The organism is Selenomonas bovis DSM 23594, assembly GCF_000381005.1.
GTDB lineage: Bacteria > Bacillota > Negativicutes > Selenomonadales > Selenomonadaceae > Selenomonas_C > Selenomonas_C bovis.
Window position 1 is genome coordinate 53,662 of sequence record NZ_KB908386.1, and the last position, 24,158, is coordinate 77,819.

Annotated in this window: 23 protein-coding genes; 1 reads left to right on the forward strand and 22 read right to left on the reverse strand. The window is 62.7% G+C overall.

All coding sequences use genetic code 11. From position 1 onward, the window contains the following. Nucleotides 1–67: 67 nt before the first annotated feature. The 4 genes from F599_RS14765 to F599_RS0105555 all read right to left on the reverse strand — a co-directional run bounded on the left by F599_RS14765 (nt 68) and on the right by F599_RS0105555 (nt 4,336). On the reverse strand, nt 68–2,125 hold the full coding sequence (locus F599_RS14765; RefSeq protein ID WP_019542533.1) for a diguanylate cyclase domain-containing protein: 2,058 nt from the start codon (nt 2,123–2,125) through the stop codon (nt 68–70). Between the two features lie 296 nt (nt 2,126–2,421). Beyond that, a complete protein-coding gene (locus F599_RS13685; RefSeq protein ID WP_019542534.1) occupies nt 2,422–2,802 on the reverse strand; it encodes a hypothetical protein in 381 nt (126 codons plus the stop codon). A 126-nt stretch (nt 2,803–2,928) separates the two neighbouring features. Continuing rightward, nucleotides 2,929–3,429 (reverse strand): hypothetical protein, encoded by a 501-nt coding sequence (locus F599_RS0105550; protein ID WP_019542535.1) that lies wholly within the window; start codon nt 3,427–3,429, stop codon nt 2,929–2,931. Nucleotides 3,430–3,433: 4 nt separating this feature from the next. Then, a complete protein-coding gene (locus F599_RS0105555; protein WP_019542536.1) occupies nt 3,434–4,336 on the reverse strand; it encodes an AraC family transcriptional regulator in 903 nt (300 codons plus the stop codon). A gap of 270 nt (nt 4,337–4,606) precedes the next feature. On the opposite strand from F599_RS0105555, the gene F599_RS0105560 reads away from it, so the two are divergent. Next, the gene (locus F599_RS0105560) at nt 4,607–5,794 is read left to right on the forward strand and encodes an MFS transporter (protein WP_020700510.1); all 1,188 of its coding nucleotides are present in this window, start codon (nt 4,607–4,609) and stop codon (nt 5,792–5,794) included. A 206-nt stretch (nt 5,795–6,000) separates the two neighbouring features. Here the strand turns inward: F599_RS0105560 and F599_RS0105565 are convergent, their stop codons facing one another. From F599_RS0105565 to urtA, 18 genes are all read right to left on the reverse strand, one after another. Beyond that, entirely contained in the window at nt 6,001–6,423 is a 423-nt protein-coding gene (locus tag F599_RS0105565) for a response regulator (protein WP_019542538.1), read from the reverse strand. Further along, nucleotides 6,420–7,259 (reverse strand): histidine kinase dimerization/phospho-acceptor domain-containing protein, encoded by an 840-nt coding sequence (locus F599_RS0105570; protein WP_019542539.1) that lies wholly within the window; start codon nt 7,257–7,259, stop codon nt 6,420–6,422. The genes F599_RS0105565 and F599_RS0105570 overlap by 4 nt, the downstream gene beginning before the upstream one ends. Nucleotides 7,260–7,295: 36 nt before the next feature. After that, nucleotides 7,296–8,888, reverse strand: coding sequence for a chemotaxis protein CheB (locus F599_RS15850; RefSeq protein WP_019542540.1), 1,593 nt, complete (start codon nt 8,886–8,888; stop codon nt 7,296–7,298). Nucleotides 8,889–8,908: 20 nt separating this feature from the next. Further along, on the reverse strand, nt 8,909–10,591 hold the full coding sequence (locus F599_RS13695) for a methyl-accepting chemotaxis protein (RefSeq protein ID WP_019542541.1): 1,683 nt from the start codon (nt 10,589–10,591) through the stop codon (nt 8,909–8,911). 44 nt (nt 10,592–10,635) lie between these two features. Further along, a complete protein-coding gene (locus F599_RS0105585; RefSeq protein ID WP_019542542.1) occupies nt 10,636–11,148 on the reverse strand; it encodes a chemotaxis protein CheW in 513 nt (170 codons plus the stop codon). A gap of 21 nt (nt 11,149–11,169) precedes the next feature. Then, nucleotides 11,170–13,311 carry a chemotaxis protein CheA gene (locus F599_RS0105590; protein WP_019542543.1) on the reverse strand — a complete coding sequence of 714 codons (2,142 nt, stop codon included), beginning with the start codon at nt 13,309–13,311 and terminating at the stop codon, nt 11,170–11,172. A gap of 463 nt (nt 13,312–13,774) precedes the next feature. After that, nucleotides 13,775–14,611, reverse strand: a complete 837-nt coding sequence (locus F599_RS0105605; RefSeq protein WP_019542545.1) for an urease accessory protein UreD — start codon at nt 14,609–14,611, stop codon at nt 13,775–13,777. A 15-nt stretch (nt 14,612–14,626) separates the two neighbouring features. Then, nucleotides 14,627–15,235, reverse strand: a complete 609-nt coding sequence (gene ureG / locus F599_RS0105610) for an urease accessory protein UreG (RefSeq protein WP_019542546.1) — start codon at nt 15,233–15,235, stop codon at nt 14,627–14,629. A 26-nt stretch (nt 15,236–15,261) separates the two neighbouring features. Next, nucleotides 15,262–15,984 (reverse strand): urease accessory protein UreF, encoded by a 723-nt coding sequence (locus F599_RS0105615; protein ID WP_019542547.1) that lies wholly within the window; start codon nt 15,982–15,984, stop codon nt 15,262–15,264. Nucleotides 15,985–15,987: 3 nt separating this feature from the next. Next, a complete protein-coding gene (locus F599_RS0105620; RefSeq protein ID WP_019542548.1) occupies nt 15,988–16,470 on the reverse strand; it encodes an urease accessory protein UreE in 483 nt (160 codons plus the stop codon). 17 nt (nt 16,471–16,487) lie between these two features. Beyond that, nucleotides 16,488–18,209 carry an urease subunit beta gene (ureB, locus tag F599_RS0105625; RefSeq protein WP_019542549.1) on the reverse strand — a complete coding sequence of 574 codons (1,722 nt, stop codon included), beginning with the start codon at nt 18,207–18,209 and terminating at the stop codon, nt 16,488–16,490. Continuing rightward, nucleotides 18,206–18,583 (reverse strand): urease subunit beta, encoded by a 378-nt coding sequence (gene ureB / locus F599_RS0105630; RefSeq protein WP_026327846.1) that lies wholly within the window; start codon nt 18,581–18,583, stop codon nt 18,206–18,208. The genes ureB (F599_RS0105625) and ureB (F599_RS0105630) overlap by 4 nt, the downstream gene beginning before the upstream one ends. Nucleotides 18,584–18,599: 16 nt before the next feature. Then, complete coding sequence (gene ureA, locus F599_RS0105635; protein WP_019542551.1) at nt 18,600–18,902, reverse strand: urease subunit gamma; 303 nt, start codon at nt 18,900–18,902, stop codon at nt 18,600–18,602. Between the two features lie 62 nt (nt 18,903–18,964). Then, complete coding sequence (gene urtE / locus F599_RS0105640; RefSeq protein WP_019542552.1) at nt 18,965–19,660, reverse strand: urea ABC transporter ATP-binding subunit UrtE; 696 nt, start codon at nt 19,658–19,660, stop codon at nt 18,965–18,967. Next, the gene (gene urtD, locus F599_RS0105645; RefSeq protein ID WP_019542553.1) at nt 19,653–20,426 is read right to left on the reverse strand and encodes an urea ABC transporter ATP-binding protein UrtD; all 774 of its coding nucleotides are present in this window, start codon (nt 20,424–20,426) and stop codon (nt 19,653–19,655) included. The genes urtE and urtD overlap by 8 nt, the downstream gene beginning before the upstream one ends. Further along, nucleotides 20,423–21,532, reverse strand: a complete 1,110-nt coding sequence (gene urtC / locus F599_RS0105650; protein ID WP_019542554.1) for an urea ABC transporter permease subunit UrtC — start codon at nt 21,530–21,532, stop codon at nt 20,423–20,425. Before urtC ends, urtD begins: the two co-directional genes overlap by 4 nt. A gap of 18 nt (nt 21,533–21,550) precedes the next feature. Then, on the reverse strand, nt 21,551–22,438 hold the full coding sequence (gene urtB / locus F599_RS0105655; protein ID WP_019542555.1) for an urea ABC transporter permease subunit UrtB: 888 nt from the start codon (nt 22,436–22,438) through the stop codon (nt 21,551–21,553). A 97-nt stretch (nt 22,439–22,535) separates the two neighbouring features. Beyond that, nucleotides 22,536–23,735, reverse strand: a complete 1,200-nt coding sequence (gene urtA / locus F599_RS0105660; protein ID WP_240950582.1) for an urea ABC transporter substrate-binding protein — start codon at nt 23,733–23,735, stop codon at nt 22,536–22,538. Nucleotides 23,736–24,158: the final 423 nt, after the last annotated feature.

Below are 24,158 nucleotides of genomic sequence, written 5' to 3' on the forward strand. Positions count from 1 at the left end.
GCAAAAACCGCGGCTGACAGCCCCAGACAGGCTGCCAGCCGCGGTTTTCTCTTTGCGCCGCCCGCGCTCAGGCCGGCTCCTTTTCCTCTACCATGACGACGTAGTAGACCTCGCCGTAGTAGGCGCTCGCCCGCTTGCGGGCGAAGACGAAGACGTATCTGACCTCGCCCTCCTTCGTGCGCACACGGCAGCGGACGTAGGCCTGCCGCGCCTCCCCCTTTGCCGTCTGCGAGCGCACGGACGCGATGGTCTCCGTGCGGTCCCCGGGATAGAGGATGCGCACGACATCCTTCTGCGTATACGCCGCGAAATCATCGAGATCCGTGCAGTCCAGGAGGCGGAACGCCTCGTCGTTGGCATAGAGAACCTTGCCGTCCGCCGCGCTGCAGACGATGATGGCCCCGGGCAGGTTCTGGCTGATGTCGCGCAGGCTGAACGAGAGCTTCGCGCGGTCGACCTGCTCCTGCTCCGCCGCATAGCGGCTGAAGCCGTTCTTCCCCTTGAGCTTCGTCGCGTAGAGCGCCGCGTCGGCGTAGCGCATGAGATCGTGCAGGCTCTCCGCCTGGTCCGGGTAGCTCACATAGCCGATGGAGAGCGTGAACGAGCGCTCGACGCCGCCGTAGAGATAGTGCTGCGGCGCCTGCGTGAGCTCTGAGAGGAGCCGCTCGGCCTGCGCCGCCGTCGTCGCGGGGAGCAGCACGGTGAACTCGTCGCCGCCGTTGCGCGCGACGAGCGCCGTCCTGCCGAAGAAATCGCGCAGCCGCCGCGCGAGCGCCCGCAGCGCCTCATCCCCCGCCGCGTGGCCGAGCAGGTCGTTGATGAACTTGAAATCATCGAGATCGAGACTGATGAGCACGGCCGGCGTCCCCTGGGCCTGCGCGTGCCAATCCTCGAGCGCCCGGTCGATGCCGAGCCGGTTGAGGATGCCCGTGAGACCGTCGTTGAACGTGAGGCGGTGCAGGCGCGCGAGCGTCTCCTTGAGCGAACTGACCGTATGCTGGAGCACGCCTGCGAGCTTGCCGACCTCGTCGTCGCTCTCCACATGGATCTGCACATCGAGGTTGCCGTGTGCAATCTCACGCGCCGCGCTGCTCAGGGCCTGGAGATGGCGCGTGAGGCGCTGCGTGAGCACGAGCGTGATGGCGGCGAAGAGCAGCAGGCAGAAAATGAGGATCGCGACAAGCTGGAGCGTCGCCGCGCGCGCCTCCGCCTGCACCTCATGCGTCGGTGCCATCACGAGCAGCTCCAGTCCGTTGCGCAGGCTGCAGGTTGCGATATCATACGCCGTGCCGCCCACCTGATAGCGTCCGAGCGCGTCCGTGGCGGATGTCGCGCCGTGGCTCACATCCTTGTCGATGAGCTTCGCGCCGAGATGATCCTCTGACACGCCCTGCGGCGCGTCGATATGGTAGTGCGTCTTACCCGTCGCGTCCGCGAGGAACGCGTAGCCCGTCTCATAGACCGGCCGCCGCTCGAGCAAGCGCAGGATCTCCCCGAAATCGAGATCCACGCCGACGAGGCCGAGGAACGTGCCGTCGCGATAGACAGGCACCACATAGGAGATGAGCATCTTCCCCTGCGCGATGGAGTAATAGGGCTCGACCCAGTGGCCGTGCCCCGTCTCTGCGGACTTGGCATAGAGCGTCAGATCCTGGCTGCTTTCCGGCAGGAACTCGGACGCCTTGTACCACTGCCGCTGGTGGAACGGCGAATGCTCATCCTCGCGCACATACCAGACGCCGTCCGCCGCGCCGCCCGTCAGGTTCTCCGCGTAGTAGGTATAGTAGGCGCGCGCCTCCGGCAGGGAGAGCAGCGTATCCCGCAGGATACGATCCAGACCCGCCGTGAACCGCGCGCGGCGCGCCCCGTCCCAGAGCGCCCCCGTCCCCGCGCTGGCACCGCTCACGAGGCCCGTCGCCGCGAACGAGACGACATCCTCCGTCTGCACGAGCTTCAGATCGAGCTCGCTGCGATAGAGCTCCGCCGTGCGGTTCATATTGTCGACCTCCTCGCGGCTCGTCGCCCGCGTGAGCGCCGTGAGACTCACCGCGCCGACGGCAAGGCCGAGCACGCAGAGAGAGCTCAGGCAGAGCGCGAGGAATTTGCTCTTGATGGAATGAAACATAAAATATGCCCCGCCTTTCGTATCCCCCAACCTAGTAAAACACGGCCACAAGTTCCGGGTTTCTCATTTATGGGAGTATTCGCGAAAGGCGGGGCATTTTCCTGCCTCGCCGGGAAAAGTCAGTGCGCCGCTGCCGCGCCCATCAGTCCACCGACCCGGTCTGCACTTTCCGCGGCGACATCGAGCTCCGCGCAATCGTAGACGACATGCGAGATGCGCGTCGCAAAAATCCCGCCGCCCCAGGCAACGGACTCCCCTCCGTGCCCAGGGTGGCGGGATCTTTGCGGCGCGATGTCTCAGGGCCGCTGCAGGAGATTGAGCAGCGCGCTCTCTCCCAGCGTGCTGGCCGCCTGCGCCATCTGCGCCATGCCGCTCGTCTCCGTGCGCGTGCTCAGCACCGCGGGCGTCTGCTCCGGGTTCGCGCTGCGCGTCTTCGTCTCCGAGACGATGCGGTTCCCCTCGTAGACCGTGACGAGCACCGAGCCGTCGGAAAGCACCTGCGTGACTGTCGTCGTCTGCGTGTCCTTCTCCTCGCCGCTGCCCGCGGGCTTGCCCGCGCGCATGTTCTTGAGCAGCGCGGAGAACGAGTCCTCCGCCGCCCGGCCGCCCGTCCTCGGTGCGGCGCTCACGGCCCAGACCGTCTTGCTCTGCTCACGGATCTCATCAATCGTACTCATAGCTCCTCCTTCCCACATATTTCCTTCATCCATTATATCGAAGGAAATATATTGGGACTTAAGACCGCCGCGGAAAAGAATTTCCTCCTTTTTTCGCAGCAACGCCAGCGGAGAAGCGCCCGCGCCTCAGCGCCCCGTCTGCCAGCCGAAGCGGCGCGCGAGCAGGCGCGCGAGTAAGAGGCCGAGCACGCCCGTCACGATCTGCGGCCAGCTCATCATGAAACCGAGCACCGCGGCGAGCGGCGCGGGCACGGCGAGCAGATGGAGGACGAGGCGCGTCCCCGCATAGAGCAGCGCCGCCTTGAGGACGGGCGCCGCGAAGACGGCGCGCCCCGGCAGGCAGGAGACAGCGAGCTGGAACGCCATGTTGCCGAGCGCCACGACGGGCACGAGCGGCAGCAGGGGCAGCTGCCCCTGCAAAAACGCGCCGACGGGCAGCGCCGCGCCGATCACGAGCGCCCAGCGCGTGCGCGTCTCCCAGACGGCCGCGGCCATCACCGCGTTGAGCAGGCTGCCGATGAAAAACATCTGCACCGGCCCCGGGATCATCGGCAGGAAGAGGCGCAGCCCCTGCAGGAGGACCGCCAGCGCGAGGAACAGCGCCAGATGCAGCCAGGAACGTTCCATGCGCTCACCTCCCCCCGCTCTGCCGCGTCGCCGCGCGGAACTGCCGCGGCGTCTGCCCCGTCGCGCGGCGGAAGCATTTCGTGAAATAGCTGATGTCATGGAAACCCACGCGCGCGGCGATCTCGCTCACTTTCGCGTCCGTCGCGAGGAGCTGCGCCGCGGCCCGCTCGAGGCGGTAGTCCGTGAGATAGCGCATCGGCGAGGTGCCGACGGTCTTGCGGAAGCTCCGCAGGAGGACGCTCTCGCTGCAGGCGGCGAGGCGCATCAGCGTCTGGTTGGAGATGTCCTCATCGTAATGCGCGGCCAGATAGTCGAGGAGCAGCTTCATGCGCTCCATGAGCGTCTCATCGAGCGGCGCGGCCGGGCAGGCGGCGAGGTTGCCGCAGATGAGGTGCATGGCCCGCGAGAGCGCGTAGCGCGCCTCGATCGCGTAGCCGTCCGCCTCCTGCACGATGGCGTCCCAGGCGCGCATCATCAGGGCGGCGACCGCCCCATGCCAGGGGCGGCTGCCGCCGAGCAGCAGGAAGGGCAGATCCTCCCGGCCGCAGAACGGCACGACGAGCTCCTGCCAGTAACAGGAATGCGGCGAGCCGCCGATGACCTCGGGGTGGATGACGAGCGAGCGGAGGACGCTCGCGCCGCCCGGCACATGCTGCACGGCATGCAGCACGCCCGTGTTGATCAGGACGCCCGCGCCCTTCTCGAGCGTGCGTTTTTCCGTGCCGACCTGCACGGTGACCGTCCCCGCCGTCGCGAGGATGTACTCGAGCTCCTCGTGCCAGTGCATCGGCACGTTGTCGACCGCCATGTCGTCCTCGTAGCAGGCCACGGGAAAGAGCAGATCGCCGTGCTGCGTCTGCTCCTTCAGCCTCTGGTCGGTATGTACGTCACAAATCTGGATGGCCATATCTATCTCCTTTCCAAGGAAATCGCTGAGATATTCGATGCGACGTTCCCTGTTCGCCGCTTGCCAAGCGAGAGCGATGATTCCTCAAGAAAAGGAGCCCGCGAAGCGGTGCCTTTTCACGAGGGATGCTCCCGCGGCCGCCGGCCGCGTCAGCGAGCGTTTGCCGGCGGGCCAATCTGACGGTTTTCTACCAGAAAATAGCCGGAAATCTTCTGGAAATCTCCTCTTCCTGACGGTATGATGATAGCACAGATGACAAAGGAGGACAATATGACATCTTTACTGCTCGCCGTGATCTACCTCGCCTTCATCAGCCTCGGCCTGCCGGACTCGCTGCTCGGCGCCGCCTGGCCGGCCATGCAGCCCTCGCTCGGGGTGCCGCTCTCCTACGCGGGCATCCTCTCGATGATCATCGCGCTCGGAACGGTCGTCTCCAGCCTGCAAAGCGACCGGCTCACGCTCCGCCTCGGCACGGGGCGCGTCACGACCATCAGTGTGGGCATGACGGCGGCCGCGCTGCTCGGTTTCTCGCTCTCAGGCAGCTTCTGGCAGCTCTGCCTCTGGGCCATCCCCTACGGGCTCGGCGCAGGGAGCGTCGACGCCGCGCTCAACAACTATGTAGCGCTCCACTACAAGAGCCGCCACATGAGCTGGCTCCACTGCATGTGGGGCGTCGGCGCGACCACGGGACCGTATATCATGGGGATCGCCCTCGCGCGCGGCGCAGGCTGGAGCGCCGGCTATGCCACCATCGCCGGTCTGCAGGTGCTGCTCACGCTCCTGCTCCTGCTCAGCCTGCCGCTCTGGAAGTCGCGCCCAGGCGCCAGGGAGACCGCGCCAGCGGCTGCTCCCGCGCGGGAACAGCGCAAGCCGCTCTCCCTTGCCGCCGTCCTCGGCATCCCGGGCGCGCGGGAGATCATGATCGCTTTTTTCTGCTACTGTGCGCTGGAACAGACCTGCGGACTCTGGGCCAGCAGTTTTCTGCATCTCGGGCACGGGATGACAGAGGAGCGCGCCGCCGGGCTCGCCGCGCTGTTTTTCCTCGGCGTGACCGCCGGGCGTGCGGTGAGCGGCTTCCTCACCATACGGCTGAGCGATACGCGCATGATCCGCCTGGGGCAGCTGCTCCTGCTGATCGGCACCTCGCTGCTCTTCCTGCCCGCGAGCGCCTGCGCCCTCGCGGGGCTGGTGCTCGCAGGTCTCGGCTGCGCGCCCATCTACCCTTGCGTCATCCACGCCACGCCGAGCCATTTCGGCAAAGAGCTGTCGCAGGCCGTCATCGGCGTCGAGATGGCCGCCGCCTACATCGGAACGATGCTCATGCCGCCGCTCTTCGGCGTGCTCGCGAACCACATCGCCGTCACGCTGCTGCCGCTCTACCTGCTCGCGCTCCTCGCGCTCATGACCACCATGACCGAGCGGCTCGAGCGCAAGACCGACCGGCGCGCCCGGCCATGACGCTATCATATCGCATCAGCTTTTTACAATATCACATGGGTTTCTATCAAAAATTTTGATGGAGTGCCTTTTCTATCGGTGCGCAGGAAAAAAGCCCGCAGGCAGGGAGCGGCTTTCGCTGTTCCCTGCCTGCGGGCTCTATAGTTCTTGCTGACGAGTGTGTGGACGTCCGTGATGTCCGCGCGAAGGAGATGTTCCCGGCGGCGTCACTCCTCTTCCGCCACCGCCTCGACTGCTTGCAAGAGGCCGATATGCTTCATGACTTCCTCGACTTTCTGCACGTCGATTGGCTTCGAGGCGTAGGCGTCGCAGCCGAGCTTGAAGGCTTCCTTGACATAGTCGACGTCTGAGATCGCCGTCATCATGATGATCTTCAGATGGTCTTCCGGCGGGGTCGCGTACTGCTTCTCCAGGCCGCGGATCACCTTCAGCGTCTTGAGCCCGTCGACTTTCGGCATCATGATATCGAGGCAGAGTAAATCGTAGGGTTCCTGGCGCTTGATGGACTCGAGGTAGAGGTCGAGCGCCTCCATGCCGTCCACCGCGACGTCACAGGCACCGTATTTCTCCATCGCTTTCTTCAGGAATGCCCGCGATAGGCGGTCATCCTCCGCAATCAATATCTTCATTTCCGCTCCTCCCTCTTGGTCCGATCGCTGCCGGATAGTTTCTTCTCGCAATACGCCATCAGGTCCTGGACATCGTCCTCCTGCACGGGGATCTGCGCGTTCCAGGTCTCGAGGATCGGGTCGCCCCGCAGCTTCGGATTGATGAAGATGCCGTGGCGATCGAGCTCCATGCCGCCGTTCTCCGGCTTGGAGAATTTGAGGATGGCGTTGATGCGGTGCAGGAGTTCTCCGGCACTTGTCTGCACTTCCTGCAGGTATTCCCTCTGGCACTCCGTGAGCTCTGTCTGAAAAAGCAGCGTCAGCATCCCGTTGATCCCGTTGAGCGGCGTGCGAAGCTCGTGCCCCATGTTCACGAGGAAGCGGTCTTTGACACGCGAGGCTTCCACGGCTCTCTGGCGCGCGTCTTCCGCGTCCGCACGGTCCTTTTCCGCGCGCATCTCGAGCTGGCGGAGCTTCGAGATGTCGCGCAGGATGATGGAGCAGCCGGACACGCCGCCGTCCATGTCGCCGACGGGCGAACACGTTGCGGAGAGGTAGACTTTCTCCCCGCCGCGGAAGATGCCGATGTTCCGCGCGAGCCCCGCGGCCCGCCCCGTGCGGATGACGCGCGGGATGGGACTGGGGTACGCCTCGCCGGTCTCCACGTTGACGAGCGGGCAGACCGCGGAGAACCGTGCGCTCTCCGCCTTGCCCGTGACGCCGAGGATCTTCTCCGCCGCGGGATTCATGAACTGGATCTCCTCCTCGCGGTCCGTCAGCAGAATCCCGTCGCCGATATTTTGCAGGAGCCCCTGCGCGACCGGATCATCGAGCTCCCGCCTCTCTTCGTTTCGCATCTGATTATCTCCCTTCTTGCTCCTCTGATGCCATCCCTAGCGCTCTGCGCCCGGGCCCCGGGCGCAGAGCGCGGCGATCGCCGCGGCGACCGCGGGGAGCGGCAGCTGCCGCTCGACGGCACCGGCCTCCCAGGCGGCGCGCGGCATCCCGTAGACAACGCTCGTCGCCTCGTCCTGTCCGAGCGTGCGCGCACCGCCCTGCCGCATCGCGAGGAGGCCCCGGGCACCGTCGTCCCCCATCCCCGTCAGCAGGACGCCGAGGCTGTCCGTGGCGAGGCACTGGTCCGCCACAGACTGGAAGAGCACGTCGACGGACGGGCAGTGCCCGTTGACGAGAGGCCCCTCCTGCACCGAGAGGCAGATGCGATCCCCGAGGCGCCGCACGCGCACATGCCGGTCTCCTGGCGCGATGTAGATATGGTTCGGCGCGAGGTACTCCCCTTCCCGCGCCGTATGCGCCGTCAGGCGGCAGTCCCGGTCGAGCCTCCGCGCGAAGAGCTCGGAGAATCCCGGCGGGATGTGCTGCACGATGACGATGGGCGGCAGCGGCGGGACGAGCTGCGTGAGCACCGCCGCGAGCGCCTCCGTCCCGCCCGTCGACGCTCCCATGACGATCAAGCGGATGGAATGCGTCCTCCCGTTTCGCACGGTCTGTCCGCTCGCTCCTTTTCGCGGGCCTACCGTATACCGCGGCAGGGCGCCGCCCGAGGACATCGGCGTCCTCGGGGAGCCCTGCACTCCCGCGCGCGCCGCGGCAAGGCTGGCATGCCCTGCGGCCGGCACGGCGGTGTGCGCCGCGTCCACGGGCTTCCGGTAGACGGAGGGCTGCACGTAGAGGAAGGGCGCCATCTCGCAGTCGACGGTCTCCGCATGCCCGACGAAGAGATAGCCGCCCGGCACGAGCCAGTCGTAAAATTTGCGTACGAGCTCTGTGCGCGTCTCCCGGTCAAAGTAGATCATGACGTTCCGGCAGAAGATCACATGAAAGGGCTTTCGGAATGGGAACACGTGCGTCAAGAGGTTGAACGGGCGAAAGACGATGCTCTGCCGCAGCGCCTCCACGGCCTGCCGCTGCCCGTCGCGCCGCGAATGGAAATAGGCGCACTGCCAATGCTCCGGGAGCGCGGCGACCGCGTCCGCCGCATAGATGCCGCGCGCCGCCTGCGCGATGACCTCCTCGGAGAGGTCCGTCGCGAGCAGGGAGGTCTCCCAGCCCGCGCCGCGCAGGGAGAAATACTCCGTCAGGAGCATCGCGAGCGTATATGCCTCCTCTCCCGTCGAGCAAGCTGCGCACCACGTCCGTACGTCCTGCGTGCGCGCCGCTGCCTGCGCGATCCACGGCAGGACGACGTCGCGGAAATACCAGAAATGATCCTCTTCGCGCAGGAAATACGTATGATGCGTCGTGATCGCCTCGGAGAGGAGTTTCCGCGCGCGCCCCGTCGTGTCCTGCCGGAGCCACGTGAGGAAGCCTGTCGCCGTGCGGCAGGACGCCGGGAGCCTCTCGTCCTCATGCTGGAACAGTTTGAACAGACGGGATTCCAGGAGCACTCTCTTCTCGGGCGGCAGCTGTATGCCAAACGCCTGCTGTACGATCTGCGCGTACGCGGCGAAACATGCCTGGTCCATCCTGCCCGCCTCCTCACATCTCAGTATTTGCCGAAGCCTCCCGGGAGGTACGGTTCCTGCGGCGGACGGTGCTCGCCCGCCGCCTCCTTCGGTGCAGGTGCTCCGACCGGATTGGTCTCCGGACGGGCGGCCGGTTCTGCCCAGCGCTCAGGGAGTCCCGTCAGGCGGAATTTCCCTGCCGTATCTTTGAGACTTGCCGCCTGTGCCGAGAGCTCTTCGCTCGCGGAGGCCGCCTGCTCGGAGGTCGCCGAGTTGCTCTGGACGACCTGCGAGACCTGCAGCACGCCCTGGTTGATCTGCTCGAGTGCGAGCTGCTGCTCGTTCGATGCCTTCGCGATTCCCTCGACGAGGCTGGCGACGTCCTCGACGTGCGTCATGATGGCCTCGAGCTCCTCCGCTGTCTTCGACGCGATCGTCCGACCCTCGTTGACCTTCGCGATCGAGTCCTCGATCATGTCCGTCGTCTCCTTCGCGGCTTTCGCCGAGCGCGCCGCGAGATTCCGGACTTCCTCGGCAACGACCGCGAAGCCCTTGCCGTGCGATCCTGCCCGCGCCGCCTCGACCGCCGCATTCAGCGCGAGGATGTTCGTCTGGAACGCGATCTCATCGATGACCTTGATGATCTTCGAGATATTCGCTGACGAGACGTTGATGGCCTCCATCGCGCGCAGCATCTCCTTCATCTCCTTGTCCCCGTTCTGCGCCTGCACGCGCGCCTTGCCCGTGAGCTCGTTCGCGTGGTCCGCGTTCTCCGCGTTGCTCTTGGTCTGCGAGGCGATTTCGGCGATGGACGACGAGAGCTCCTCGACGGAGGACGCCTGCTCGGCCGCGCCCTGTGACAGCGAGACGCTCGCATCCGAGACGTTTTTCGCCCCAGCCGCGACCTGCCCAGACGCCATGCGGATGGCCTGCATCGAGCGGTCGAGCTCGCCGCGCATCTTCTCGAAATTCGCGGCGACCATGCCGATCTCATCCTGCGCCTCCAGCGCGACGGCATGCGTGAGATCCCCGCCCGCGATGGCGCGCGCGTCCTCTCCGAGCTGTTCCATGCGGCGCGAGATGCTGCGCGCCAGCGCGACGCCGATCAGGAGGGAGACAATGAGCGCGACGACGGCAATGACGCCCGCGGCCAGCACGATGCGCTCCGCATAGGCGCCTTCTGCCTGCATCTCTTGCTGCGCCTTCTCATCTGCCCGCGTCGCGAAGTCATTGAGCGACGCGCCGATGGTCCCGCCGAGATCGTGGACCGGCTTCATCTCCGGCAGATTCTCCACGGGAGAGCCGGGGACCGTCTGCGCTGCGATGAGCGCGGCACGCGCCTGCTTGTACTGCTGCATCTGCCGCTCGAGCTCCGCCATCGCCTGCTGATCTGCCCCCGTCACCGCCAGCGCCTGGAGCTGCGCGATCTGCGCCTCGACGGCGCTGTCATGTGCCTGCAACTCACTGAGGGATTGCTGCCGCGCCTCGGGCGACTGGCGGAAAAGGTAGCGCGTGAGCTCCCCGCGGTCCTCTGAGAACGCCTTGCCCGCCTGCATCGCGACGACGGCCGTCTTCGCGTCCTCCCTGTACACCTTCTGATACGTCGTGTTGATCTGATCCGACAGGCTGAAACTCGCGATGACCGTCGCGAGCAGGAGCACGCAGAGCACGCCCGTCAGGCTGACGATCTTCGTCCCGATTCTCATATTGCTGAACTTTCCCATGGCTCACATCTCCTAGATTTTCCAAAAACAGATCCTATGCCTTGTCACTCTGCGGCTGCGGGTGCTGTGCCCTGCGCCTCTTCCATCGCCGCCTGCTCGTCCTCGCTGAAGAGCTTCTCCCAATCGAGCAGCAGGACGACGTCCTGCCCATCCTCGCGGAGCCTCCCGATGCCGCGGATGTAGCGGTTCTTCGACGCGCGGAGATCCGGCGGCGGGACGACCTTCGCCGCGGGGATCGTCAGCACCTCGGACACGCCGTCGATGATGAGCCCGATCAGCATCTCCGCCACCTTGATGACAATCACGCACGTCCGGTCGGTATAGTCGCGGAATTCCCGATGAAAGCGCAGGCGCATATCGACCACAGGGATGATCTTGCCGCGCAGGTTGATGATGCCTTGTACATAATCCGGAACCTCCGGTACTTTCGTGATCGGCAGGATGCCGATGATCTCCATGACCACGCGGATATCGATGCCGTAGGTTTCCTCGCCAAGGAAGAACGTCAGATACTTGTCCTTCTGTGTATCTTCTTCCTCCAGGATCTCTTCACTCATGCTGCTTTCCCTCCCTCTTGCTCAACTCGTATAGATGAGTTCTGCCGTCTTTGCCGGGTCGATGATCAGGCTGATGCTGCCGTCGCCGAGCAGCGTACAGCTTGTGATGCCCGTCGTCTTCGTCACATTGCCGAGATAGGCAGAGAGTGGCTTCACCACGATCTGCTGGACGCCGAGGAGACGATCCGCCGCGAGCGCGAAGAGCCGGTCCTCGCTCTCGACGAGCAGCAGGATCCCCTGCGTGAGGTCCGGTTCGGCATCCTCGATGCCATAGACCTGGCCGAGCCGGACGATCGGGCAGCAGCGCCCGTCCTCGATGAGCATCTCGCGCCCCTCCGCGTCGATGAAGACCTGACTGGCCTCTGGGCGGAACGAGCGACGGATCGCCGAGATCGGCAGCGTGAACGATGAGGAGCCGACCTCGAGGTTCATGCCATCGACGATGGCGAGCGTCAGCGGGATCCGGATCGTCGTCGTGCTGCCCTGCCCCGGCATGCTGTCGACGGTGACCTTTCCGCCGAGCGCCTTGATGTTCGAGACGACGACGTCCATGCCGACGCCGCGCCCCGAATACTCAGTGACCTGGTCATTCGTCGAGAAGCCGGGCGCGAAGATGAAATTATAGACCTCCTTGTCCGTGTACTCTGCCTCGGGCTTCGTCAGCAGTCCCTTCTGTCGCGCTTTCTCAAGGATCTTCGCCCGATTCATGCCGCTGCCGTCATCCGTGATCTTGATGACAACCTCGCCGCCCTCATTCGCCGCGGAGAGCGTCACCGTGCCGCTCTCGGGCTTGCCGAGCTCCTTGCGGCGCTCCGGCAGCTCGATGCCGTGGTCGATGGAGTTGCGCACGATGTGCATGAGCGGGTCGCCCAGATGCTCGCTGATCGTCTTGTCGACCTCCGTATCCGCGCCGACGAGCACGAGCCGCGCCTTCTTGCAGAGCTTCTTCGTCATGTCGCGCACGATGCGGTTCATGCGCTTGAACACCGGATCGACAGGTACCATGCGCAGGGACATCACGCTGTCCTGCAGCTCTCGCCCCACCTTGTGGAGCTGCCGTGCCGCCTTCTGGAAATTGTCGAGCTCGAGTCCCGCGAGGTCGGGATTCTGCGTAACCATCGACTCCGCAATGACGAGCTCGCCGACGAGGTCCATGAGCCGGTCGAGCTTATCGACGCGCACGCTGATCACCTGCGCCTCCTCGTGATGGGGATGCGCAGGCTGCTTTTCCGTCTTCTCCTGGGGCGGCGGCGCGTCCGCCGTCTCTTTGTGGATGGCGGGGACGATCGGCTCTGTGTCCACCGCGGCGCCGGCGGCCTGCTCCGCGGCGGACGGCCAATAGCCACACTCCGCCGTGCTGGCGAGCTCGCGAAAATCGAGTCCCGTCAGATAGCTCGTGCCGTCGAGGATCTTCTTCACGTCCTCCGGCGACGCTGCGGACGTGAACCAAAGGCGGAAACCGTCGCGCAGGATCGCCTCCGGCGCCTGATCGTCCTCGAGGATCTTTTCCGGCAGGAAATGGAGCTCTGCAACATGTTCCTTCAGGTTGTTGACGACCGTAAAGGCGCGCACCTCCACCATGCCGCAATCCGGCTCGAAATGGAGGACGGCCTCATAGACATGCAGCTTCCCGCCGCCGCCCGATGGCTCTGCTTTCGCCGGTGCGATGTAGTACTGCTGCGCCTTCGGCGGCGCGGCCTGCGGCTTCGGCTGCGCGCCGGACTTTGCCTTGCGCAGGTCGACATCGGGATCATCGCCGTTCTCGACTTTCATCGCGCGCAGGAAATCCTCGGTTTTCTGCCGGAGCTCCGCGCTGCTCGCGTCCGGCGTCTCGCCATCGGCGAGCCGATCCATCTCGCCTTTCATGAAGTCCACGGCCTCGAGCACGAGGTCTGTGATGGACGAGACATCGACCTTCTGCGGATGGAGCTCCCGCAGGTAAAAGAAAATATCCTCTACGGAGTGCGCCAGCGTCGAGATGTCCGTGAACATCATCATGGCCGCGGAGCCCTTGATCGTATGCATAGCCCGGAAGATCTCGTTCACATCCTCGGGCGCAAACGCACCCGCGTCCTCGCTCCCGAGTGCCAACTGCTCGAGCTGCTCGAGGAAGTTCCTCGTCTCATACAGGAACACCTCGACCATCGATTCATGGTCTGCCAAAGCGCCTCACCTCCCATGTTCTCTTTCCTTCCCACGCCTTATTTCTACGCCATAGGTCAATATTCCTGCTTCTTTCGTAAAACTTGCTGCCAATATGGCTGTTTTTATGATGTAATCGTTATCATTTCGTCGTTTTTAGAAATTGCTGTCAGCGAGCGCGTCCACGCCGACGATGCCGGAGTAGTCCTTGACGATGTCATACGTGTCTGAGGCGCCCGGCAGATTCTTCGGAGGCATCATCAGTTTGTGTGGAGAAATTCCCAGCCTGCTAAGCAGCTTCATATACGCAAAGGCAGGGTGTCGAATGAATCAGTGGTTCCTTAAAGATGAGCTCGGCTTCTCCGCCATCGCGACCTTCTCCCGCATGACGCCGACGCTGCACGCGCTCTGAGGCGCAGGCGTCAGCACGGCCGGGCAGCAACGAAGAAGGGGCTGCGGCACATCGAGTGCAGCAGTCCCTTCTTCATATGTCCGGAGAAATCTTCCGGCCGAGAAACTCCTTGCATGCCTGCTGAAGCCTGACCAACGGCTCACTCCCCTGCGCCAAGGCCTTCAGGCAGAGATCCCCCGAGGCAAGGCGCGTGACGCCCCACAGGACTTGTTCCGGGATATGCGCGGCCGCAAAGCCCCGGAGCTTTTCCTCCTCCAGAGGGAACCCAAAGAAAAGGAAGGTTCCCAGATGGGTGCAGCCCTCATATCCGGTGAAGCCCTCCAGCGACACATCCTGCGCCTGCGGCGCGAAACGGAGATGATCTGCATAGATCAGACGATCCGCGCGTCGCACCCGTACGCGCGACTCATACAGCCGGTACGCGAAGCGCTCCTGCCGCGCAGCGCGGCCACAGGCCAGCACATCCGAATAAAAGAGTCGGCTGCTCTCATCCGCGAGCGCGATGGCAAACGAGCTCTGGAACGCCGAGTCCTCAAAGGGAAGAACCGGCAACGGCGCATAATAAAGGACCGCGCCTCTGCCCACCGTGATGGTCCCGATCCGCTTCGCCTTCCCCCGTTCTATGCGGTGGATTTTCTCATAAGACTGGGAAAGGAACTCCGCGCAAGCGCCATCCTCCAGCCGGATCTCCAGCTCCTGCCTGTCTCCCGCCATGAGGCCCGCAGATACCTTCGCCACCATGATCTGCAGGAAATCCTGCGCATGGAACGGGCGCAGCACCTTGAACGGCGCGGTGAAGGAAAGATCCCTGATCTTTCCGGGCGCGATGGTGAGCGAAAGCGTCGATACCTGATCGAAAAAATTCCGTTCCCCTTCCTGCGCCACCGCTCCTTGCTCCTTTTCGCTCATCTCATCCCCCCGCTCTCAGGCGTCCTCCAGAAGAACATTATGCTGGATCCAGCCGATAATCTCGGCAACGCCCTCTTTCTTCCTGAGATCCGTAAAGAGGAAGGGCCGGCTACCGCGCATCTTCTTCGAATCCCGCTCCATGACGCCGAGATCCGCGCCCACATAAGGCGCGAGATCTTTCTTATTGATGACGAGGAGGTCCGAGCGTGTAATGCCCGGGCCGCCCTTCCGCGGAATCTTGTCGCCCTCGGAGACATCGATGACGAAGATCGTCGCGTCCGCAAGCTCGGGGCTGAACGTCGCGGAAAGATTGTCCCCGCCGCTCTCGACGAAGACGATCTGCGTATCTGGGAAGCGCGAAACCAGCTCATCGACAGCCTCGAGGTTCATCGATGCATCCTCCCGGATGGCGGTATGCGGACAGCCGCCAGTCTCCACGCCGAGAATCCGCTCCCGCGGCATCGCGGAATGCTTCACGAGGAACTCCGCGTCCTCCTTCGTATAGATATCATTCGTGACCACGCAGATGCGGTACGACGCCAGCATCTCCCGCGTCAGAGCCTCGATCAGGGCCGTCTTGCCAGAGCCGACCGGCCCGGCCACACCGATTTTCACATAGGACATCCTATTCCTTCTTTCCTTTCCGAATCTCACGACATATAGAGCCGCGAGTAAAGCACCTCGTGCTGCATGCCCCGGATATCAAGGCCCGGGAACGACAGTCCGAGATCCTCGCGTGAGGCTGCGAACGCCTTGTCCAGAAGCTGTGAGAAATCCTCCCGGAACGAAGCCGTCAGCCGCGCCCCATCCGTCTGCGACAGGGGGATGAGCTTCACGCAAGTATTGACGAGCGCGGAAAGCTGCGCATAGACATAATGCGCGAGCGCGCGCCGCTCCGGCAGACCGAGGGAGGCCGCCAGCGCCCCGTAGCAGACCGGATGGGTGCAGGAGGCGCTCCCCTCCTCGATGTACGCGAGGAACTCCTTCCCCACCGGAAGCGGGATGCGGCAGACATTCTTGGCCAGACGGCGGCCGAGCTTCTCCATGGCCTCCCGCGATTCTCTCGCTGTCCGCGAAGCGCGCAACTCCTCCTCCAGCGAAAGCAGCGCGCCTGCGGCGTCTTCCTGCTGCATCGCCTCATAGGCCAGCCGCGCCGCGAGAAGCTCCTGATAAAGGAAGCTCCCTGCGAAATAGGCACGCAGCCACCTCTCCGCGCTCTCCCTGTCATGCACGGCTCCCTCCTGCACATACGTTTCCAGCCCGTAGGAATGGGCATACGCACCGATGGGAAAGAGCGCGTCGTTGAGCTCGAGCAGGTAGAAAAGCGCGGCCTCATCCCGCTCCGCTTCCCGTACGTTTTTTCCTTCCTCCATAGCTCAGGCATCCCCATTTTGATGGTGGTGATGGTGCGGCGAGAGCAGCTTCAGCTGATCTACCCGGGAGAGCACCATATCCTTTTTCTCATAGGCAAGGCCGAGCTGCCGGATCAATTGTTCCAGCGAGGCATCATACCGCACAGCAAAGCAGGAGAAGGTCCCATCCGGCGCATAGAGCGGCGCATGGCGGTTCCCGATCTCGTAGCAAAGGCGCGCGATTTCTGCGGCCGCCGCTGTCCTGACCAGGAGCGCAGGGACGGGCAGCAGCCGCACGGCCACCACGGTGCCGGCATCTTCCGCCAGCACATCGCCGTCCCGCAGCTGGGCGCCGGCCTCCAGACGCAGCGCGATATCCCGGCCGCCCTCGGTGTTCTTCCGCAGGATGCGCTTCTGCGCCTCGACATCATCGAGCCAGAGCGCATCGACGCGTTTCCCCCGGAAAGCGGGATCGGAGAGATTTCCACAAATGTTCGTGATCACCATCGTGAGCAGACATCCTTTCAAAAGAGGTTATAGAGCTGCGTGAGCGGGAGCTTCGCCGCCGGCTGGCTCGTGATCTTCCTGCCATTCACCCTCACCTCGTAGGTTTCCGGATCCACTGTGATCCTGGGTGCCTGGTCGTTGAAGCGCATATCCTTCTTCATGATGTCCCGGCAATGCGACACAGGCCGTACCGTTTTCTGCAGACCGAGCTTCTCTTTGATGCCTGCCGCATAGGCCGCCTGCGAGACGAAGGTCACGCAGGTGTCATAGCGCGCCCCTGCGGCCGCGCCGAACATCGGCCGGTAGAAGACCGGCTGCGGCGTTGGGATGGAGGCGTTCGGATCGCCCATCTTCGAGGCGATGATGAAACCTCCCTTGATGATCATATCGGGACGCACGCCGAAAAAGGCCGGATGCCAGAGCACGAGATCCGCGAGTTTCCCCGACTCGATGGATCCGACCTCCGCGGAGACGCCATGCGTGATGGCCGGATTGATCGTATATTTGGCAAGGTAGCGCAGGATGCGGAAGTTATCGTTATCTCCGCTCTCCTCCGGCAGGCGGCCGCGCTCTCCCTTCATCTTGCTCGCCGTCTGCCAGGTGCGCGTGATGACCTCGCCTACGCGGCCCATCGCCTGCGAGTCCGAGCTCATCATAGAGAAGATGCCCATATCGTGGAGCACATCCTCCGCCGCGATCGTCTCCGGACGGATGCGCGAGTCCGCAAAGGCGACGTCCTCGGGAATCCGCGGATCGAGATGGTGACAGACCATGAGCATATCGAGATGCTCGTCCAGCGTGTTCTTAGTAAACGGCATGGTCGGATTGGTCGAGGAGGGCAGGATATTCTCATAGCCTGCCGCGCGGATGATGTCGGGCGCGTGTCCGCCGCCCGCTCCCTCTGTATGATAAGTGTGGATCGTGCGCCCGCCGATCGCCGCGAGCGTATCCTCCACGCAGCCGGCCTCGTTGAGCGTATCCGTATGGATCGCGGTCTGCACATCATACTGGTCGGAGATACGCAGGCAGGCATCGATGACGGCAGGTGTGGCACCCCAGTCCTCATGGATCTTCAGCCCCATGGCGCCAGCCTCCACCTGCTCAGCCAGCGGTGCAAGGCTCGAGCAGTTCCCCTTGCCGAGGAAGCCGAGGTTCATCGGATAGGCATCCGCCGCACGGAGCATCTCGCGCAGGTTCCACGGCCCCGGCGTACAGGTCGTGGCATTCGTGCCGTCCGCCGGCCCCGTGCCGCCGCCGATCATCGTCGTGATGCCGCTGTAAAGAGCCGTCTCGATCTGCTGCGGACTGATGAAATGGATATGCGTATCAAGACCGCCCGCCGTCACGATGAGACCCTCGGCCGCCAAAGCCTCCGTTGAAGCCCCTACCGTGAGCCCCGGCGTCACGCCCTCCATGATATCGGGGTTGCCCGCCTTGCCGATGCCGGCGATCCGGCCATCCTTGATGCCGATATCCGCCTTGACAATGCCCTGCACCGGATCCACGACCAGCGCGTTCGTGAGCACGAGATCCAGCGCGCCGCCCTCACTCGTGAGGCCGGAGGCCTGTCCCATGCCGTCGCGCAGCGTCTTGCCGCCGCCGAACTTGATCTCATCCCCATAGACGGTATAGTCCTTCTCCACCTCGAGGACGAGGCTGGTATCTGCCAGACGTACCTTGTCTCCCGTGGTCGGACCGTACATCGCCGCATATTTCTCCCGGCTGATGTCCATGCTCATCGCGCTTCCTCCTCCATCAAGAATCCCTGCTCCCTGGCACGGCGGACTGCCGCCGCGCGCTCCTTCTCCCCGGCCGGCCCCATCGTGAGACCGTTGCAGCCGAAGCACCGCTTCCTGCCCTTCATCTCGACCAGCATCACCGTCTTCTGCTCGCCCGGCTCGAAGCGCACAGAGGTGCCCGAAGGAATATCGAGCCGCATGCCGAACGCTTCCGACCGCTCGAACTTCAGGCAACGATTCACCTCGAAGAAATGATAATGCGCACCGACCTGCACCGGCCGGTCGCCCAGATTCGTGACGGCGAGCTCTTTCGTAAGGCGGCCCGCATTCAGCGTGATCTTGCCCTCTCTGACCATGACTTCTCCTGGAATCATCGTTCTCTCCCTTTCCTCACTGAATCGGCTCATGCACTGTGACCAGCTTCGTGCCATCGGGGAACGTCGCTTCGATCTGGACGGATCCGACCATCTCCGGCACCCCCTCCATCACCTCGCCGCGGGTGAGGATCTTCCTCCCCCGCTTCATCAGCTCCGTGACCGGGAGGCCGTCCCGTGCCATCTCCATGAGCTGCATGCTGATATAAGCCACCGCCTCCGGATAATTGAGCAAAAGACCCCTTGCCTTCCGCTCCTCCGCCAGCTTGCCCGCATAGTGCAGCATGAGCTTCTCCATATCCTTTGGTGCCAGACGCATCCGAACATTCCTCCTCTTCCTTCACCAAAAACCGTGATGCCACGGCATCACGGCCCTGAAAATCAGGATGCCAGCATATACTGCTGAATCTCCTCCTTGCCGGAAGACCCGGTCGCTCCGTGGAAGACCACCCTGCCCTTGTCCATCACATAGCAGTCATCGGCCAGCTCCAGCGCGAAGTCCAGATATTGCTCCACGAGCAGGATCGAGATCCCCGTCTTCTGATTGATGGTGCGGATGGCATCGCCGATCTCCTGGATGACCGACGGCTGGATGCCCTCGGTCGGCTCATCGAGCAGGAGCAGCTTTGGCCGGGCAATCAGCGCCCGGGCGATGGCGAGCTGCTGCTGCTGCCCGCCGGAAAGGTCGCCGCCCTTGCGTGCCAGGAACTTCTTCACGATGGGGAAGAGATCGTAAAGCTCCTCCGCATCCTGCTTCCTGCCCCCGCAGACCTCGAGCCCGAGGCGGAGATTCTCCGCCACTGTCATCTGCGGGAAGATATCGCGCCCCTGCGGGACATAGCCGATGCCCTGGCGCGCCCGCTCATAGGGCGGCATCCGCCGCAGTGATACGCCATCGAGAAAGACATCGCCCTCTGGAGCCTTCACCAGCCCCATCACGCTCTTGAGCGTCGTTGTCTTCCCCACGCCATTGCGACCGACCAGCGCGACGATCTTGCCATCCGGCACAGCGAGATCGATGCCGTGCAGGATCTCGCTCTCCCCATAATAAGATCTCAGCCCTTTGATTTTAAGCATGCTTTTTCTCCCCCCGGCCCAGATACACTTCCTGCACCTTCTCATTCTTCATGACATCCTCCGCCGAGCCTTCCGTGAGAATGGCACCCTCATGCATGACCGTCACCTCATCGGCGATGCTCTTGACGAAATTCATATCATGCTCCACGACGGCCACCGAGCAACGATCCTTGATCTCCTCCAAGATCCGCGCCGTTTTCTCCGTCTCAGGCTGTCCCATGCCGGCCACCGGCTCATCCAGCAGAAGGAGCTTCGGCTCCTCCACGAGCAGCATGGCAATCTCCAGCCACTGCTTCTCGCCATGCGACAGCGCCTTGGCGCGCTCCTTGCTCTTCTTGTCCAGGCCGACCAGATGCAGCACCTCATAAATCTTCTTCGTGTCCAGATACCGCTTGCGCATCATGAGCGAGCCGAACACGCTCTTGTCGCGGTTGATCGCGATGCGCATATTATCGTAGACGCTGAGATTTATGAAAGTGGACGGCACCTGGAACTTGCGGCAGATGCCCTTCTTCACGATCTCGAACTCCTTCAGCTTCAGGATGTTTCCCACGCCGGCATAATAAGCCTCGCCCCCCGCCGGCTTCGTCTTGCCGCAGATCACATCGAGGAGCGTGGTCTTCCCTGCGCCGTTCGGACCGATGAAGAAATGAATCTCATGCGGCGCAATCGACGTCGTCACATCATTGACCGCCTTGAAGCCGTCAAACTCTACCGAAATATGCTTCAGGCTCAAAAGAGCCTCCGATGCCTTCTGCTGGCTCATGAAATCGCTCCCTTCCCTCTCATCGACGCGGAGCGCCTGCGGCCGAACGGCAGACGCACAGCAGGGAATCTCTCCTTCCCCCGCTCATACAGCTTCACAAAGACGCCTGTCAGCCCCTTCGGCATGAAGAGGACGACCAGCACGAACAGCATCCCGATGAAGTACAGCCACATATCCGGCATAGTCTCGCTGATCCCCGTCTTCATCGCATTGACCAGCAGCGCGCCGATCACCGCACCGATGAGCGTCCCGCGGCCACCGACAGCCACCCAGATCACCATCTCTACGGAGAACGCGATATCGAGCTCCTTCGGAGAAATCATCCCCGCAAAAAGCACATAGATGGCCCCGGCCACGCCGGTGATGACCGCCGAGATGCAGTAGATGAACGTCTTGTACTTGCTCGAATCATAGCCGGTGAAATACGTGCGGTTCTCGCCGTCCCGGATTGCGATCAGGATCTTGCCGATGCCCCGGCTCATCAGCCAGGTGCAGAAGATATAGACGAGCACCAGCATGGCCACCGCGAAATAATAGAACGAGACGAGGTTCATCGGATTCTGCAGCTGGATGCCGAGGAGCGTCGTAAAGCCGGTGATGCCGTTGCTGCCGCCCGTATAGGCCTGCATGCCGATGAAAATCGTGACGAATGCCCAGGCCAGAGCCTGCGACAAGATGGAAAAATACACGCCCTTGATCCTGTTCTTGAACGTGGCAAAGCCGACGATCAATGCCAGCAGGAGCGGCAGCCCCGCAACTGCCAGCATCGCCAGCGGAAAGGAAGCGAAGGGCTTCCAGAAAGCGGGCAGAGACGTGAGTCCGCCCGTGACCATGAACTCCGGGAGCGCGCTGCCGCACGCCTCCAGCTTCAGATACATCGCCATCGCATAAGCGCCCAGGCCGAAAAACACCCCATGGCCGAGGCTCAGGATGCCCGTATATCCCCAGATCAGATCGATGCCGAGCGCGACGATCGCATAGCAGATGAATTTCCCCAAGAGCGTCAGGCGGAACAGCGAGAGCACGAAAGGCATAGCGAGCAATACCGCCACCAGGGCCAGGAAAACCAGATTCTTCTTATCCTGCAACCAATACTTGATATCCAAGGTCTGCATCCTCCTTTCTCAGTCCAGCGACCGGCTCCGCAGCGCGAAAAGCCCCTGCGGCTTCTTCTGAAGGAACAGGATGACGAGGAACAGCACGGCTGCCTTCGCAATCGAAGCCGTGCTGCCCACCTCGAACACCGTGCTCGCAATCCCGATAATGAGCGCGCCGGAAATGCTGCCGATGAGCTTGCCGACGCCGCCGAGCACGACCACCATGAACGTATCGACGATATAATTCTGTCCGAGCGTCGGCCCGATCGAGCCGAGCAGCGTCAGCGCACAGCCGGCGATGCCCGCCAGGCCGCTGCCCAGCGCAAAAGTCAGACAATCGATGCGCTTCGAGCGGATGCCGAGGCACTGGGCCATATCGCGGTTCTGGATGCAGGCGCGCGTCTTGCGGCCGAAATTCGTGTGATAGAGGAACGCCCAGACCGCGAGCAGGCAGAGGAGCACGAGCCCGATGATGAAGAGGCGCTTGTATGACATCGAGACGCCAAGCAGCGTCAGGCTGCCGCCCAGGAAGGAAGGCGCTACGACATTCACATTCGGCGCGCCGAAGATGCTGCGCGCGAGCTGCTGCAGCACCAGGCTCACGCCCCAGGTCGCGAGCAGGCTGTCCGTCGGCCGCCCGTAAAGCCTCCGGATGACCGTCACCTCCAGCAGCATGCCGAAAGCCGCCGCCGCCAGGAAGGACAGGAGGATAGAACAGAAAAAATACCCGTCGCCCAGAGCCGGCATCAGGATGCCCTGCACAACATAGGTGGTATAGGCGCCCACCATGATGAACTCGCCATGGGCCATGTTGATGATGCCCATCAGGCCGAACGTGATGGCCAGGCCCAGTGCCGCGAGCAGAAGGATCGAGGAAAGGCTCAATCCATTGAAAAGTATGGTAAGTATATCCATGAGAACCTCCAGAAAGGAATCAGAATCATGAAGAAAATGCCAGCAGCCGGGCAACCTGCCCATCGGCGCTGGCATTTCCATCCTGCAGGATCTGCGGTCAGTTCGATCCCGCACTCAGGCCTTCCGCCCAAGGATAGCTCTTGAGGAACGGATCCGGCTTGATCGGATCTGTGGCCGAGATCTCATCGATGAGACCGTTCGCGTTCACCTTGCCGATGCGAACATATTTGTAAAGGTGCTGGTTATCGCCGTCGATCTTGACCGTACCCTCCGGGGCGTCGAAGCTCGTGCCTCCAGCTGCTGCGCGGACCTTGTCGACATCGAAGCTGCCTGCCTTTTCGACGGCCGCCTTCCAGAGATATACCGCATCATAAGCCGCCTCGATCGGGTCATCCGTCACACGGTCATCGCCATACGCCTTCTTATAGGCTGCCACGAATTTCTCATTGGCAGGCGTCTTGGTCGTCTGATAATAATCCCAGGAAACCAGGTCGCCCGCGATGTTCTGCGCGCCGATGCCCTTGATCTCCTCCTCGGCGATCGAGAAGGACATGACCGGGCAGGTCTCCGCCGTCACGCCAGCATCCTTCAGCTGCTTGAAGAACGCCACATTCGAGTCACCATTGAGCGTATTCACGATGACGTCCGGATTTGCCGCCTTGATCTTGCTGATGATCGTCGCGTAGTCCGTATAGCCCATCGGCGTGTACTCCTCACCGACCACCTCGCCGCCCGCGGCTTTGAGCTGTGCCTTGATGATACGGTTCGCCGTCTGCGGGAACACATAGTCGCTGCCCACGAGGAACATCTTCTTCCTGCCGTTCTTCAGCAGGTACTCGATAGCCGGCACGATCTGCTGGTTCGGCGCCGCGCCCATATACATGATGTTCTTCGACTGCTCCATGCCCTCGTACTGCGTCGGATACCAGAGCAGGCCGTTCGCGCCCTCGACCACCGGCTTGACCGCCTTGCGGGAGGCGCTCGTCCAGCAGCCGAAAATCGTGGCCACCTTGTCGTTCATCAAGAGCTTCTTCGCCTTCTCCGCGAAAATCTGCGGATCCGACGCACCGTCCTCCTCGACAATCTCGATCTTCTTTCCCAGAACGCCGCCCTGATCATTGATCTCCTGGATGGCCAGCTTCTCGGCATCGCGCACCGAGGTCTCGCTGATGGCCATCGTCCCGCTCAGCGAATGGAGCAGTCCGACCTTCACCGTATCACCAGAGGCCGAGGAGGAGCCGCCGCTCATCGCGCTGTTCTCACCGCACCCGGCCGTAATCGCCAGAGAAAGAGCCATGAGGGATACACCCAGAAATTTCTTCCAAGATTTCATGCTGAACACTTCGCTTTCTTTGAATAATAAAGGGGTCTCGTATGATCATACATATATTTCTTACGAAAGAACGGGGCCTGTAACACAATAATGTGTCACAAGCCCCGTTGCTTTGACGTGTGTCTATATTACCATGGGATGCACCCTCTGTCAACAGCGTTTTGTGTATTCATAACGGACATATCTTTTGTCAGCTCCAGCAGCGCCGACTCCCCCGCGCGGCACATCCCCGTCAAGACCTTGATGATGTTGGCTGATCCTTCAGGGATAGCAGTTTTTTCAAAGATAACTCACGTTTTATCATACCGCATCATCTTTTTACAGTACAACATGGGTTTCTATCAAAAATAGAGATTTTTTCATTTATACTGTAAAAACTTCGCGATA

Bases quoted from the DNA above. Each gene is read 5' to 3' on its own strand.
- F599_RS14765 (WP_019542533.1), bottom strand. From the start codon at position 2,125: ATGTTTCATTCCATCAAGAGCAAATTCCTCGCGCTCTGCCTGAGCTCT.
- F599_RS13685 (WP_019542534.1), bottom strand. From the start codon at position 2,802: ATGAGTACGATTGATGAGATCCGTGAGCAGAGCAAGACGGTCTGGGCC.
- F599_RS0105550 (WP_019542535.1), bottom strand. From the start codon at position 3,429: ATGGAACGTTCCTGGCTGCATCTGGCGCTGTTCCTCGCGCTGGCGGTC.
- F599_RS0105555 (WP_019542536.1), bottom strand. From the start codon at position 4,336: ATGGCCATCCAGATTTGTGACGTACATACCGACCAGAGGCTGAAGGAG.
- F599_RS0105560 (WP_020700510.1), top strand. From the start codon at position 4,607: ATGACATCTTTACTGCTCGCCGTGATCTACCTCGCCTTCATCAGCCTC.
- F599_RS0105565 (WP_019542538.1), bottom strand. From the start codon at position 6,423: ATGAAGATATTGATTGCGGAGGATGACCGCCTATCGCGGGCATTCCTG.
- F599_RS0105570 (WP_019542539.1), bottom strand. From the start codon at position 7,259: ATGCGAAACGAAGAGAGGCGGGAGCTCGATGATCCGGTCGCGCAGGGG.
- F599_RS15850 (WP_019542540.1), bottom strand. From the start codon at position 8,888: ATGGACCAGGCATGTTTCGCCGCGTACGCGCAGATCGTACAGCAGGCG.
- F599_RS13695 (WP_019542541.1), bottom strand. From the start codon at position 10,591: ATGGGAAAGTTCAGCAATATGAGAATCGGGACGAAGATCGTCAGCCTG.
- F599_RS0105585 (WP_019542542.1), bottom strand. From the start codon at position 11,148: ATGAGTGAAGAGATCCTGGAGGAAGAAGATACACAGAAGGACAAGTAT.
- F599_RS0105605 (WP_019542545.1), bottom strand. From the start codon at position 14,611: ATGAGCGAAAAGGAGCAAGGAGCGGTGGCGCAGGAAGGGGAACGGAAT.
- ureG (WP_019542546.1), bottom strand. From the start codon at position 15,235: ATGTCCTATGTGAAAATCGGTGTGGCCGGGCCGGTCGGCTCTGGCAAG.
- F599_RS0105615 (WP_019542547.1), bottom strand. From the start codon at position 15,984: ATGGAGGAAGGAAAAAACGTACGGGAAGCGGAGCGGGATGAGGCCGCG.
- F599_RS0105620 (WP_019542548.1), bottom strand. From the start codon at position 16,470: ATGGTGATCACGAACATTTGTGGAAATCTCTCCGATCCCGCTTTCCGG.
- ureB (WP_019542549.1), bottom strand. From the start codon at position 18,209: ATGAGCATGGACATCAGCCGGGAGAAATATGCGGCGATGTACGGTCCG.
- ureB (WP_026327846.1), bottom strand. From the start codon at position 18,583: ATGATTCCAGGAGAAGTCATGGTCAGAGAGGGCAAGATCACGCTGAAT.
- ureA (WP_019542551.1), bottom strand. From the start codon at position 18,902: ATGCGTCTGGCACCAAAGGATATGGAGAAGCTCATGCTGCACTATGCG.
- urtE (WP_019542552.1), bottom strand. From the start codon at position 19,660: ATGCTTAAAATCAAAGGGCTGAGATCTTATTATGGGGAGAGCGAGATC.
- urtD (WP_019542553.1), bottom strand. From the start codon at position 20,426: ATGAGCCAGCAGAAGGCATCGGAGGCTCTTTTGAGCCTGAAGCATATT.
- urtB (WP_019542555.1), bottom strand. From the start codon at position 22,438: ATGGATATACTTACCATACTTTTCAATGGATTGAGCCTTTCCTCGATC.
- urtA (WP_240950582.1), bottom strand. From the start codon at position 23,735: ATGGCTCTTTCTCTGGCGATTACGGCCGGGTGCGGTGAGAACAGCGCG.